Source organism: Sphingomonas naphthae, assembly GCF_028607085.1.
Classification (GTDB): Bacteria; Pseudomonadota; Alphaproteobacteria; order Sphingomonadales; family Sphingomonadaceae; genus Sphingomonas_Q; species Sphingomonas_Q naphthae.
The window spans coordinates 1,508,511-1,521,090 of the sequence record NZ_CP117411.1; the positions used below are offsets into that span (position 1 = coordinate 1,508,511).

Below are 12,580 nucleotides of genomic sequence, written 5' to 3' on the forward strand. Positions count from 1 at the left end.
AGAGAGCGATGCGGATTGCGGCGATCGAGGCGGGCGGCACCAAATTCGTCTGCGGGCTGGGCTCCGCCGAGGGCGGATCGCTGGAAACCGCGCGGATCGACACGCGCGATCCGGATAAGACGCTGGCCGAAGCGACCGGCTTTTTCCGCGATGCGGCGGCACGGCATGGGGCCATCGACGCGCTCGGCATCGCCAGCTTCGGCCCGGTCGATCTCGATCCGGCCTCGCCCGCCTACGGCCACATCACCACCACGCCCAAGCCCGGCTGGCAGAATGTCGATCTGCTCGGCCGGCTGCGGAGCGCGCTGGGCGTGCCGGCGGCGATCGATACCGATGTGAACGCGGCGGCGCTGGCCGAGGCGCGGATGGGGGCGGGGCAGGGTGCGCGGACGCTGGCCTATGTCACCGTCGGCACCGGCATCGGCGTGGGCGTCGCGCTGGACGGCGCGATCCGTCACGCCGGCGGCCATGCCGAGGCGGGGCACCTCTCGCTCCGTCGCCATCCCGATCATCCCTATGCGGGCGGCTGCCCCTACCATGGCGATTGTCTGGAGGGGCTGGCCAACGGCCCCGCGATCAAGGCGGCGTGGGGCGCATCGCTGGACGAACTGCCCGCCGATCATCCCGCCTGGGCCGTGCAGGCCGACTATCTCGGCCAGCTCTGCGCGGTGCTCGTGCTGACGGTGGCGCCCGACCGGATCGTGCTGGGCGGTGGCGTGATGACCCAGACCCGCCTGTTCCCCGCGATCCGCGAGCGGACGGGCCATTGGCTCGGCGGCTACGTGGCGCGCTACGCCGGGGCGGACGCGCGCGCGGCGCTGATCGTGCCGCCGGGCTGCGCCGAGGCGCCGGGGCTGGTGGGGGCCTATCTGATCGGGGCGGCGGGCATCAGCCGATGACGATCAGGAAGAAAACGAACCCCGCTGCCCAGGCGCTCGCAAACAGACGCAGCCCCTCGCGGAGCGTCAGCCGTTCGGCTGCCTGATCGGGCGTCATATCCATATTGGATGCGACGCTAACCGCTCGTTACCGCGCCGGAAAGACTAATAGAGGGTTAACGCGCCGGCTGGCCGCCGTGCAGGTCGAAAATGGCCGGGTCGATCCAGCCGTTGACGTAATTGGCGTAGTAGAGCGCGAAGAGCACCGCCGCCACGATCGTGGTCCACAGGCACGTCCGCGCGAAGCTGAACGCCGGGGGGGCGCCGTCGGCCTGGCCGGGGACGTGGACGTCGACGACGCCCTTCCGCTTCAGGCGGAACGGCAGCACCACGAAGAAGCTGATCGACCAGAACAACGCGTAGATCGCGATGATCGAGCTGAAGCGCATCGCCCGTCAGACCCGGATGAAGGAGACGTCCACCACCGGCTTCTTGCCGGTCCACTCCACCGCGCGGCGGCGCACGGCGAGGCGGATGGTCTCGCGCAGCTTGTTCTCGTCACGCGCGCCGTCGCGGGTGGCTTCGGCGGCGGCGTCGCGGGCGTCGTCGAGGAAGTCGTCGCGATCCTCTTCCACGGGGATGCCCTGGATCGAGATGGCGGGCTCACCCACCAGCCGCTTGCGTCCGTCGATCGCCACGGTGACCGTGATGACACCGTAATTGGAGATGCGCCGCCGCTCGTTGAGGGTCGAGCCGTCCGCCGGCAGGATCACATCGCCATCCAGCACCAGCCGGCCGACCCGCTCGTTGCCGATCTTCTTGGGGCCGTCGGGCGCGAGGCGCAGCAGGTCGCCGTTCTGCTGGACGATGCCCTTGGGCACGCCACATTCGGCGGCGAAGCGCGCCTGTTCGGCCATGTGGCGCATCTCGCCATGGACGGGCAGGATGATCTCCGGCCGGATCCACTTGTACATCAGTTCCAGCTCCGGGCGGCCGGGGTGGCCCGAGACATGGACATGGGCCTGCCGGTCCGTGACCATGTTGATGCCCTTTTCGGCCAGCTTGTTCTGGATGCGGCCGATGGCGATCTCGTTGCCGGGGATCTGCTTGGATGAGAAGACGACCGTGTCGCCCTTCGACAGCTTGATCTGGTGGCTGTCGAACGCGACGCGGGCGAGCGCGGCGCGGGCCTCGCCCTGGCCGCCGGTGGCGATAATCATCACGTCGCGCGGGGGCAGGCGCATCGCCGCGTCGAAATCGATCGTGGGCGGGAAGTCCTGGAGATAGCCGGCGGCCTTGGCCACCTTGATGATGCGGTCGAGCGAGCGGCCCGCGACGCACAGCTGGCGGTTGGTGTCGCGCGCGACCCCGCCCAGCGTCTGCACCCGCGCCGCGTTGGAGGCGAAGGTGGTGACCAGCACGCGGCCGGTCGCCTCGCGGATCACCGCGTCCAGGCCCTCGCGCACGGCCGCTTCGGAGCCCGAGGCGCTGTCGTTGAACACGTTGGTCGAATCGCACACCAGCGCCAGCACGCCATCGTCGCCGACCGCGCTCAGTTCCTCGGCGGTGGAGGGCGTGCCGAGCAGGGGCTCGTCGTCCAGCTTCCAGTCGCCGGTGTGGAAGATCTTGCCGTAGGGCGTCTCGATCAGCAGGGCGTTGCCCTCGGGGATCGAGTGGGCCAGCGGCATATAGGTGAAGCCGAACGGCCCGAGCTGGAAGCTGCTGTCGTTGGGGATGATGTTGAGCTTCACCTGCTTGGTGATGCCCTCCTCCTCCAGCTTGCCGCGGATGAGGCCGGCGGTGAAGGGCGTGGCGTACAGCGGCACGCCCAGATCTGCGGCGAGATAGGGGATCGCGCCGATATGATCCTCATGCCCGTGGGTCAGCACGATGCCGAGCAGATCCTTCTTGTTCTTCTCGATGAAGGTCAGGTCCGGCAGGATCAGGTCGACGCCGGGATAGGTCGGGTCGGCGAAGGTGAGGCCGAGATCGACCATCACCCATTTGCCCTGGCAGCCGTAGAGATTGACGTTCATCCCGATCTCGCCCGATCCGCCGAGCGCGAGGAAAAGCAGTTCATTGCCGGGTTTGGTCACAGAAATTCCGATTATGTGGGCAGGTGAGGACGGCCACGGGGCCGCGTGCGCCGCTCTGGCGCGTTTGGGGTCTCATGTAGCCCTTTGCGGCGTCGCCGCAAGGGTGTGGGTGGGGCAGGGGGTGCGGGTATCGCGGGGACGGGGGGCTGTCCCTTGCCCATATCCACACCCTCACCCTTACCCTTACTCCGTTCATCCCGAGCGTAGTCGAGGGATCATAGGCATCGAGCGAAGCCGAGATGCCGTGAAGCGGGGGACGGCCCTCGACTGCGCTCGGTCCTGCGATCCCTCGACTACGGTCGGGATGAGCGGACTTCTTTGGATTGCCCCGACCCAATCACCGATTGTCCCCCGCCCCGATATCCGCCATCGCACCCACCATGGCCGTCGAACAATTCCTCTCCCACTACGGCCTCGCCGCCGTCGCTTTGGGGGCCGCGTTCGAGGGGGAGACGGCGGTGATCGCGGGCGGGCTGCTCGCGCATCGCGGGCTTTGGCCGCTGGGCGGGGCAATGCTGGCCGCGTTTCTGGGCTCGTTCGCCGCCGACCAGATGTTCTTCGCGGTCGGCCGCACCTGCCGGGGGATGGCGTGGGTCCAGCGGCTCCAGCGCCGCGCCGCCTTCGCCAAGGCGCTCGACGTGTTCCATCGCCACCCGACCGGCTTCATCCTCGCCTTCCGCTTCCTCTATGGCCTGCGCATCGTCAGCCCCGTGGCGATCGGGACGACACGGATCCCGGCGCGGCGCTTCCTCGCGCTCAATCTGATCGCGGCGGCGATCTGGGCGCCCCTGTTCACCATCCTCGGCTACAGTTTCGGCAAGGGGCTGGAGCGATGGTTCGGCGGGCGGCATGTGCCGCTGTGGGCGGTCGGCGTCGGCGTGCTGGCGCTTGTCGGGGGCGGCTTTGCGATCCATCTTCTGATACAGCGAAGGCGGCGGTAAGGTTTCGTAAGCCTTTGTCGTTAAGGATGTTCGTATCGGAAGGCATGGGGCCTCCAGAGGAGAGCGCGACGGCGTGCGCAAGGTTCGGGTCTGTATCGTCGATGATTCGGTGACCATGCGCGCCATGCTCGGCCACATGCTCGGCGACGAGCGTGGGCTGGAGGTGGTCGGCGTGGTCGATGACACCGCCGAGACCTATGCCTTCATCCGCCGCGTCCGCCCCGATGTCGTCACGATCGACGGCACGCGCGAGGAGGGTTTCGCCCTGCTCGATCGGCTGATGGCCGAATGGCCCGTGCCCGTCATCGCCATCACCCCCTCGGCCGAGCCCGAGGACGAGGCCGTCAGGCAGGCCGCCACGCGCGGCGCCATCGCCTGCTTCGCCAAGCGCGAGGTGGGGCTGAACGCCGCCGGCCTCGTCAAGCTGGTGAAGAAGGCGGCGGCCATGAAGCCACGCCTGCGCAAGGATGCGATTTTCGCCTGATCGCGGCCGGATCGCCCTTGCCGCCGCGCGGCGCGGCTGTATCACGATCCCACCGTGCTGACCCTGCCCAACATCCTGACATTGTCGCGCATTTTCGCGGTGCCGATTCTCGTCTTCCTGCTGTGGCACCCCGGCTGGTTCGATTACGCGCTCGCCTTCGGTCTGTATGTGCTGATGGGCGTGACCGATTATTTCGACGGCTATCTGGCGCGCGCGCAGGGGGCGGTGTCGCGGCTCGGCATCTTCCTCGATCCCATCGCCGACAAGATCATGGTCGCCGCCGTCATCGTGATGCTGGTCGCGTTCGACAGCGCCATAACTCGTGAGCCGCTGATTTCCGGGTGGAACGTGGTCGCGGCGCTCGTGATCCTGCTGCGCGAGATCGCGGTGTCGGGCCTGCGCGAGTTTCTCGCCGGCCTCAGCGTCTCGATCCCGGTCAGCCAGCTCGCCAAGTGGAAGACCACCTTCCAGCTCATCTCGCTGGGCGGCATCATATTGGGTGGCGCGGTGCCGCAATTCCCGTGGGTCGGCTTCATCGGCATCTTCTCGCTGTGGGCGGCGGCGGTGCTGACCTTGCTGACCGGCTGGGATTATCTGCGGGTCGGCCTGAAGCATATGGATTGAGCGGCCGGTGGCGCTCGACCTCCTCTATTTCGCCTGGGTGCGCGAGAGTATCGGCCGCGACGGCGAGCGCGCCGATCCGCCCGCCGACGTGCTGACGGTCGCCGATCTGGTCGGCTGGCTGGCGGCGCGCGGCGGCGGCTATGCCGAGGCGTTCGCCAACCCGGGCCGGTTGCGCGCGGCGGTGGACGGCCTGTTCGCCCCGCTCGACGCGCCGATCGCGGGCGCGCGGGAAGTCGCGATCTTCCCGCCGGTGACGGGCGGATGAGCCTCGACGTCCGCGTCCAGCCCGAGACCTTCGATCCCGGCGCCGAACTGGCCCGGCTCGAGGCGCTGGGCGGCGGCGGCGTGGCGAGCTTTACCGGCATCGTGCGCGGCGATGGTGGCCTCACCGAATTGCTGCTGGAACATCACCCCGGCATGACCGCGCGCACCATGAAGGCCATCGCCGACGACGCGCTGGCCCGCTGGCCGCTGCTGGGGCTGACGGTGATCCACCGTCACGGCCCCTTGGTGCCCGGCGATCGCATCGTCTTCGTCGCCACCACCGCCCGCCACCGCGCCGCCGCGCTCGACGCCTGCGCCTTCCTGATCGACTGGCTCAAGACCCGCGCGCCCTTCTGGAAACGCGAGACCTTCGCCGACGGCACGGTGCGCTGGGTGGAGCCGAGGGCCGAGGATGCGGCGGCGGAAAGCCGCTGGGGCTGAAATTAATCCTCCCCCTGGCGGGGGAGGATTAATTACCGTTCCCCTTTAGCGATTTGCTAACCCCCCGGCGCTACACCGCCGCGCATGGAAACGCCCCCGCACGATCTCCCCATCACCAACCTCCAGGACGCCATTTCGTGCGAATGGCGGCGCGGCGTGATCGTCAGCGTGTTTGGCGATGGCAGCCGCAAGGTGATCCGCCCGGTCGGCGCCCCGCGCCACCGCCGCCGCTCCTTTCTCCGCGCGCTCCTTGGCCTGGAGCGCCGCAAGCGCGGCTGACAGCCAGAACGCCGTCCAGTTACATTAACGTAATTTCCCCCGCCGACCCCCGCTTCCTAAGCCTGCCCTGTCTCAAGCAAGGGGTGGGCACATGGACGCAAATACCAATCGCATCGCACTGGAATCACTGCCCGATCTCGCCACGCCGGTCGGTGTCGCGGGCCAGATGCGGCATGTCGAGGTCGGCGGGGATGCCTGCTTCGGGATCATCATCGCCATCGCCGTCTTCCAGGCCGACAACGGCGAATGATCGCGACCGAGGGGCTTGCGCGGTGGCTGGCCGACGATGCGGCGCAGGCCGCCAGCCGGGATGCCGCGCAAGCCCTTCGGCGGGACTGGGCGACGCATCCGGCGGTAGCGGGGTTGCGCGCGCGCCTCGCCGCCGCCGATGGCCCCGCCGCGCGCATGGCGGCGGTCGAGCCGTTGCTGGCGGACCTGCAATGGGCGCGCGACGCGGTGGCGATGCTGGCGCGGGCGATGGCGGCCGATCCCTTTTTCGAGCCGCCCTTCCGCCCGATCGAAGGGCGTGCGCATAACGGCCTGTTTCTGATCGAGGAACCCGGCGTCGCGCTGGCGCTGACGGCGATCCCGCTGGTCCGCCTCGCCGCGCTCAAGACCGCCGATCTCGGGCGGCGGGCGATCGGCTTTTCGGGCGATACGACGATGCTGCGCGTGATCGAGCCGGGTGGGGCGACGATCTCCTTGTGGTCGGCCGATCCCGCCGGGCCGGATTTCGATCCGGCCACCGCGCAACCCTGTCGCCGCGACGGTGAGGTGGCGCTCAGCGCTGGCCAGCGCCTCACGATCGATGGCACCTGCCGCAGCTATGTGATTGAAAGCGCATCCTCCGATATCCTGCTGTTGCAGGCGACGGTTCGCGGCGCGGGCGGGCCGTTGCTGGTCGAATATGATGCGGTGACCCACCGTTTCCTTTCGATGAACGCGACCGACAACGCGGCCTCGCGGACGTTGCTGATCCAGTCGTTGCTGGTGGCGCAGGGGCGGCGCGACGCGGTGCCGGTGCTGGCGGCGCAGGCGGAGGACGATCGTTTCTTCGTGCGGTGGCAGGCGGTGCGGGCATTGGCCGCGCTCGATCCGGCCGCCGCCGCCCCGCTGATCGATCGGATGGCGGAACGCGATCCGCAGCCCGACGTGCGCCGCGCCGCCGCCGCCACGCGGGAGCATCTATGCCGCGCGTGATCGCCCCGGCCGAGGCGTCGCCGGCGATCGACCTCGATACGTTTCTGGGCGAGGTGGAGCGCGCCGGTTTCGATCCGCGCTGCGAGGACAGTTTCGCGAGCCTCGGGCCGGCGCTCGGCCAGTTGGGCGCCGACCGCGCCTTCCTCGGTGACAGGCTGGTCGATCTTCTGACCCGCGACGGGGCGGGGCAGGGGGCGAGCAATCCTTATGGCGCGCAGGTCGTCATGCTCCATCGCGGCGACGGCTGGTTCGTCCGCGCCAACATCTGGCCCGCCGCGCACGAGGCGGCGATGCGCGCCAGCGGCCCGCGCCCGTTCTTCTACGGCGTGCCGCACGACCACAATTTCTCCTTCCTGACCGTCGGGTATTTCGGGCCGGGTTATTGGAGCGACTATTGGGATTATGACCATGGCGCGGTGGCGGGCTTCACCGGTGAACCGGCGGGGCTGCGCTTCGTCGAGCGGTCGAGGCTCTCGCCGGGGCGCATCCTGCTCTACCGCGCGCATCGGGACGTCCATTCGCAGCATCCGCCGGATAGCGTGTCGGTGTCGCTCAACCTGATGCAGCAGGCGCCGGGGCAGGGCTGGCGCGATCAATATCGCTTCGATGTTGAGACGGGCACGGTGGACGGCATCGTCAGCGCGCAGGCGGCAGAGGGACTGGTGGCGCTGTTGCCGGCGCTGGGCGGCGCGGAGGGAATGGATCTGCTCGACCGCTTCGCGAAGGGGCACCCCAGCCAACGTATCCGTTTTGGATGTATCGAGGCTTTGGCGGGCGCTGCGGCGGATTTCGACGCGACCGTCGATATTTACGCGCGGGCTACGCGGGCCAGTGATCCGTTCGTGTCCGGTATGGCGCGGCATCGGCTGGGGCAGATCGAGCAAGGCGCGGCGTGGCGGCGAAAGGCTGCTCCGTAACGGGCAGGGCTGGGCCGGCCTTGATCGGGATCAAGCGGCATCAGGCGCGCCATGCGCGTGGCGGTGCAGGGTGACGGGCCGCTGGCCGGGCGGATCGCGGATGCGCTTAGGCGTGCCGGGCTCGTCGTCGTGGCGCCCGAGGATGCCGAGGCGCTGGTCGAGGTGCGCGCGATCGGTCGGTTGCGGTTGGGCGACGCCGTCGTCGATCTCTCGACCGGTCTGGCCTTCGTCGGCGGGAAGCGGCTGCGGCTGACGCGGCTGGAATGGGCGTTGCTCGCCGAACTGCACCGGGCGGGGGAGGCCGGGCGCGACCGGATGGAGCTGATCCGCGCCGTGTGGGGGCTGGGGTTCGATCCGGGCACCAATATCGTCGCGGTGCATGTGGCGCGGCTGCGCGCGCGGATCGGGCGGGGCGCGATCGAGTGCGTCGAGGGGCGCTATCGGCTGATGCGGGGGAACGGTGGCGGCGCCGATGCGCTGTAGGCCCTGAACCCCATCAGGAGCCCGACATGGCCAAACCGCCCGAAACCCCGCCCCATTCCGACATCGACGGCGTCAACATGGATGCCCGCACGGGGGAGCCGTCGAAAAATCCGAGGCCCGATCCGGGCGCGGCGTTGAAGCAGGAAAAGGACGAGTCGAAGGGCAAGCCCGCGCGCTGAGCCGCTCCGTAGTCGCCTGTAACTGCCGAGCTCCTGCGAAAGCAGGAGCCTAGGGGCGCAATCGGTGCGCTCCGACACCCTGGGCTCCTGCCTGCGCAGGAGCACGTTGCGTAATTGGCGGGGCTCACCCCGTGATCGGTTTCCGCCGCAGCGTGAACAGCAGCACGACCAGGCTGATCGCGCTCGCGCAGGCGAGGTAGATCCCCACCGGCATCAGGCCGCCGCCCTCGTCGGCCAGCATCTTGGCGATCACCGGGGTCAAGCCACCGCCGAGGATGCCACCGACGTTGAAGGTGAGCGACGCGCCCGTATACCGCACCCGCGCCGGGAACAGGCTCGGCAGATAGGCGCCGAGCGGGCCGTAGCAGAAGCCCATGCACAGCAGCGCCAGCGACAGGAAGACGAAGACGCCCGCGATGCTGCCGCTCTCCATCAGCGGCGCCATGCCGAGCGCCACGATCACGGCGCCAAGGCAGCCGCCGGTCAGCACCTTGGCGGTGCTGGTCTTGTCCGATGCCCAGCCGGCGACGCAGATGCCGACGGCCATGAACAGGATCGCGACCAGCTGGACGCCAAGGAACGTCTCGCGATCGATGCCGAGCGTCGTGGTGCCGTAGCCGAGCGCGAAGGCGGTCGCGACGTAATAGATGGCGAAGCAGGCGATGGCGACGAGCGTGCCGATCAAAGTGGGCACCAGATGCGACGTGAGCAACGTGCCGAGCGGCACCGACGGCGGCGCTTCCTTCTCCATCGCGGCGGCGAAGGCGGGGGTTTCGGTGAGCTTCAGCCGCACCCACAGGCCGAGGCCGACGAGCAGCGCGCTGGCGAGGAAGGGCAGGCGCCAGCCCCAGTCGCGGAACTGATCGGGGGTGAGCGCCAGGCCGAGGATCAGGAACAGGCCGTTGGCGGCGATGAAGCCGACCGGCGCGCCCAATTGCGGCACCATGCCGAAGCGCCCTTCCCAGCCCGGCGGGGCATTCTCCACCGCCAGCAGCGCCGCGCCGCCCCATTCGCCGCCCAGGCCAAAGCCCTGGCCGAAGCGCAGGATGCACAGCAGCAAGGTCGCCACCCAGCCGACCATCGCATAGGTCGGCAGGAAGGCGATCAGGAAGGTGGAGGCGCCCATCAGCATCAGCGAGGCGACCAGCGTGGACTTGCGCCCGATGCGGTCGCCGAAATGGCCGAAGAAGGCCGCGCCCACCGGCCGCGCGACGAAGGCCAGGCCGATCGAGGCGAAGGACGACAGCAACTGCGCCGAGGGGGAAGTCGCCGGGAAGAAGAGCGGGCCGAACACCAGGCTGGCGGCGGTGGCGTAGATATAGAAGTCGTAGAATTCGACCGCCGTACCTACCAGGCTCGCGATCAGCACGCGCGCGGTGTCGCGCCGCGGAGTGGCCGTTGCCACGCTCATATCCTCATCCCCCCATCCCCGGAGCCGGTCTGGCCCCGAATCGACAACGACGCCACCCCTGCCGGGATCGCGGCCGTCTCGTCCGACGATAGGAGGGGAAATTGGTCGGGGCGACAGGATTCGAACCTGCGACCCCCAGACCCCCAGTCTGATGCGCTACCAGGCTGCGCTACGCCCCGACCAAGGCCCGGCCCTCTAGGGGGAAGTTTCGGCGGATGCAAGCGGGGGATTTGATGGCCCGGTTGTGCTCCGGCGACGGCCGGAGCCCGGAGCCCCAAACGCCGCGCTTCGATAACCCTGGGCTCCGGCCTTCGCCGGAGCACGGGGGTGGTGGACCGTTGCCCACCCCTCGCACATCTGATAGGCGCACGCGCCATCCGGCAGCGCCTTTGCGCGCGCCCTCTTTCGGAAGCGTCTGACCCCAATGTTCGCAACCCCTGCATATGCCCAGGCCGCCGGTGGCGCAGCCTCCGGTGGCGGCGCCGCCATGTTCCTCCAGTTCCTGCCGCTCGTCGCGATCTTCGCGATCATGTACCTCCTGCTCTTTCGCCCGCAGCAGCAGCGGATGAAGCAGCATCGCGCCGCGATCGACGCCGTGCGCAAGGGCGATACCGTCGTTACCGGGGGCGGCCTGATCGGCAAGGTCGTGAAGGTCGACGAGACCGAGGCCGAGGTCGAGATCGCCAATGGCGTGAAGGTCCGCGTCGTGAAGGCGACGATCAGCGAGGTGCGTCCGCTCGCCTCGTCCAAGCCCGCCAACGACTGACAGACGGGCGGTTAGGTCACGATGCTCGATTTCCCCCGCTGGAAGATCTGGACGATCTGCCTGTCGCTCGCGCTCGGCGTGCTGCTGGCGATCCCCAGCCTGATGCCCGAATCCACCGCCGCCCGGATCGGGCTGGGCGGGATGCCGCGGATCAACCTCGGCCTCGATCTGTCGGGCGGTAGCCATCTGCTGCTCGAGGCGGACACCGCCGACGTCGCCCGCCAGCGCATCGCGCTGATGGAAGAGCAGGTCCGTACCGAGCTTAACCGGGGCAACCCGCGCATCGCCATCGGCGACATCTCGACCCAGAACGGCCGTCTCAGCTTCTTCGTCCGCCAGCCCGCGCAGGTCGACGGCGCGGTCGAGCGGCTGCGCACGCTCACCCAGCCGGTCGGCGTGACAGGCGATCGCGACTGGAACGTCGCGGTCGTGGACAGCACCCGCATCGTCGTGACCCCGACGGAATCCGGCCTCGCCAACGCGGTCAATTCGGCGATGGAAGTCGCCACCGAAGTCGTTCGCAAGCGCATCGACGAACTCGGCACGCGCGAGCCGACGATCATCCGCCAGGGTGCCGAGCGCATCGTGGTGCAGGTGCCGGGTCTTCAGGATCCCGCCGCGCTCAAGGCCTTGCTCGGCAAGACCGCCAAGCTCGAATTCAAGCTGGTCGACGTCACCGCCGATCCCGCCGAGGTCGCGCAGGGCCGCGCGCCCGCCGGCAGCCAGGTGCTGCCCTATCCGACGGGTACGGGCGGCGTCATCGCCGTTCAGCGGCGCGCGATCATCAACGGCGATCAACTGACCGACGCCAAGCAGGGCTACGACCAGCAGACCAACGAGCCGGTCGTCATCATCACCTTCAATTCCGAAGGCGGCCGCCGCTTCGCGCGCGTGACGCAGGAGAATGCGGGCAAGCCGTTCGCGATCATCCTCGACAACAGCGTGATCTCGGCGCCGAACATCAACGAGCCGATCCTCGGCGGCAGCGCGCGCATCTCGGGCAGCTTCACCGTCGCCAGCGCCAACGAACTGGCCATCGCGCTGCGTTCGGGCAAGCTGCCGGTCGCGCTGAAGGTGATCGAGGAGCGCACCGTCGGGCCGCAGCTGGGCGCCGATTCGATCCGCGCGGGCGCGATCGCCTCGATCATCGCCGCCGTCGCCGTCATGGTGTTCATGCTGCTCACCTACGGCCGCTTCGGCTTCTATTCGGACCTCGCCGTCACCATCAACATCTTCGTGATCCTGGGGGTGATGGCGCTGCTCAACGCGACGCTGACCCTGCCGGGCATCGCCGGCTTCGTGCTGACGATCGGTACGGCGGTCGACGCCAACGTGCTCATCAACGAACGCATCCGCGAGGAGCGGCGGCGGGGCAGGGGCGTCGCGCAGGCGGTGGAGCTGGGCTACAAGGAAGCCAGCCGCACCATCTTCGAGGCAAACGTCACCCACGCCATCGCCGGCCTCATCATGCTGGTGCTGGGCTCCGGCCCGGTGAAGGGCTTCGCGGTCGTGCTGCTGCTCGGCATCGCGACATCGGTGTTCACCGCCGTCGTGTTCACCCGCATGATGGTCGCGATCTGGCTGCGCCGTAACCGGCCCAGCGAAATCCATATCTGA

Annotated in this window: 17 protein-coding genes and 1 tRNA gene; 14 read left to right on the forward strand and 4 right to left on the reverse strand. The window is 68.9% G+C overall.

The window, feature by feature from the left end; genetic code table 11:
* Positions 1-8 precede the first annotated feature (8 nt).
* Positions 9-899, forward strand: a complete 891-nt coding sequence (locus PQ455_RS07030; RefSeq protein ID WP_273690430.1) for an ROK family protein — start codon at positions 9-11, stop codon at positions 897-899.
* A gap of 155 nt (positions 900-1,054) precedes the next feature.
* Here PQ455_RS07030 and PQ455_RS07035 read toward each other — a convergent pair whose 3' ends face one another.
* Positions 1,055-1,327 carry a DUF1467 family protein gene (locus tag PQ455_RS07035; RefSeq protein ID WP_273690432.1) on the reverse strand — a complete coding sequence of 91 codons (273 nt, stop codon included), beginning with the start codon at positions 1,325-1,327 and terminating at the stop codon, positions 1,055-1,057.
* A 6-nt stretch (positions 1,328-1,333) separates the two neighbouring features.
* Positions 1,334-2,914, reverse strand: coding sequence for a ribonuclease J (locus tag PQ455_RS07040; RefSeq protein WP_273691289.1), 1,581 nt, complete (start codon positions 2,912-2,914; stop codon positions 1,334-1,336).
* 440 nt (positions 2,915-3,354) lie between these two features.
* On the opposite strand from PQ455_RS07040, the gene PQ455_RS07045 reads away from it, so the two are divergent.
* The 11 genes from PQ455_RS07045 (at position 3,355) to PQ455_RS07095 (ending at position 8,786) form a co-directional block, all read left to right on the forward strand.
* Positions 3,355-3,915 (forward strand): DedA family protein, encoded by a 561-nt coding sequence (locus PQ455_RS07045; protein WP_273690434.1) that lies wholly within the window; start codon positions 3,355-3,357, stop codon positions 3,913-3,915.
* Positions 3,916-3,988: 73 nt separating this feature from the next.
* Positions 3,989-4,399 carry a response regulator gene (locus PQ455_RS07050; protein ID WP_273690436.1) on the forward strand — a complete coding sequence of 137 codons (411 nt, stop codon included), beginning with the start codon at positions 3,989-3,991 and terminating at the stop codon, positions 4,397-4,399.
* Positions 4,400-4,453: 54 nt separating this feature from the next.
* Complete coding sequence (gene pgsA / locus PQ455_RS07055) at positions 4,454-5,023, forward strand: CDP-diacylglycerol--glycerol-3-phosphate 3-phosphatidyltransferase (RefSeq protein WP_273690438.1); 570 nt, start codon at positions 4,454-4,456, stop codon at positions 5,021-5,023.
* Between the two features lie 7 nt (positions 5,024-5,030).
* Positions 5,031-5,288, forward strand: coding sequence for a MoaD/ThiS family protein (locus PQ455_RS07060; protein ID WP_273690440.1), 258 nt, complete (start codon positions 5,031-5,033; stop codon positions 5,286-5,288).
* Entirely contained in the window at positions 5,285-5,728 is a 444-nt protein-coding gene (locus tag PQ455_RS07065) for a molybdenum cofactor biosynthesis protein MoaE (protein ID WP_273690442.1), read from the forward strand. The genes PQ455_RS07060 and PQ455_RS07065 overlap by 4 nt, the downstream gene beginning before the upstream one ends.
* A gap of 84 nt (positions 5,729-5,812) precedes the next feature.
* Positions 5,813-6,007 carry a hypothetical protein gene (locus PQ455_RS07070; protein WP_273690444.1) on the forward strand — a complete coding sequence of 65 codons (195 nt, stop codon included), beginning with the start codon at positions 5,813-5,815 and terminating at the stop codon, positions 6,005-6,007.
* A gap of 91 nt (positions 6,008-6,098) precedes the next feature.
* Entirely contained in the window at positions 6,099-6,257 is a 159-nt protein-coding gene (locus tag PQ455_RS07075; RefSeq protein WP_273690446.1) for a hypothetical protein, read from the forward strand.
* Positions 6,254-7,207 carry a HEAT repeat domain-containing protein gene (locus tag PQ455_RS07080; RefSeq protein ID WP_273690447.1) on the forward strand — a complete coding sequence of 318 codons (954 nt, stop codon included), beginning with the start codon at positions 6,254-6,256 and terminating at the stop codon, positions 7,205-7,207. Before PQ455_RS07075 ends, PQ455_RS07080 begins: the two co-directional genes overlap by 4 nt.
* The gene (locus PQ455_RS07085; protein ID WP_273690448.1) at positions 7,195-8,124 is read left to right on the forward strand and encodes a transposase; all 930 of its coding nucleotides are present in this window, start codon (positions 7,195-7,197) and stop codon (positions 8,122-8,124) included. Before PQ455_RS07080 ends, PQ455_RS07085 begins: the two co-directional genes overlap by 13 nt.
* A gap of 51 nt (positions 8,125-8,175) precedes the next feature.
* Positions 8,176-8,607, forward strand: coding sequence for a winged helix-turn-helix domain-containing protein (locus PQ455_RS07090; RefSeq protein WP_273690450.1), 432 nt, complete (start codon positions 8,176-8,178; stop codon positions 8,605-8,607).
* 26 nt (positions 8,608-8,633) lie between these two features.
* Positions 8,634-8,786: a hypothetical protein gene (locus PQ455_RS07095; protein ID WP_273690452.1), complete on the forward strand. Its 153-nt coding sequence runs from the start codon at positions 8,634-8,636 to the stop codon at positions 8,784-8,786.
* A 124-nt stretch (positions 8,787-8,910) separates the two neighbouring features.
* Here PQ455_RS07095 and PQ455_RS07100 read toward each other — a convergent pair whose 3' ends face one another.
* Both PQ455_RS07100 and PQ455_RS07105 read right to left on the reverse strand, forming a co-directional pair.
* Positions 8,911-10,191 (reverse strand): MFS transporter, encoded by a 1,281-nt coding sequence (locus PQ455_RS07100; protein ID WP_273690453.1) that lies wholly within the window; start codon positions 10,189-10,191, stop codon positions 8,911-8,913.
* Between the two features lie 108 nt (positions 10,192-10,299).
* A tRNA-Pro gene (locus PQ455_RS07105) sits at positions 10,300-10,376 on the reverse strand.
* Between the two features lie 245 nt (positions 10,377-10,621).
* Here PQ455_RS07105 and yajC point away from each other — a divergent pair.
* Complete coding sequence (yajC, locus tag PQ455_RS07110) at positions 10,622-10,963, forward strand: preprotein translocase subunit YajC (RefSeq protein WP_273690455.1); 342 nt, start codon at positions 10,622-10,624, stop codon at positions 10,961-10,963.
* 21 nt (positions 10,964-10,984) lie between these two features.
* Positions 10,985-12,580: a protein translocase subunit SecD gene (gene secD, locus PQ455_RS07115; RefSeq protein WP_273690457.1), complete on the forward strand. Its 1,596-nt coding sequence runs from the start codon at positions 10,985-10,987 to the stop codon at positions 12,578-12,580.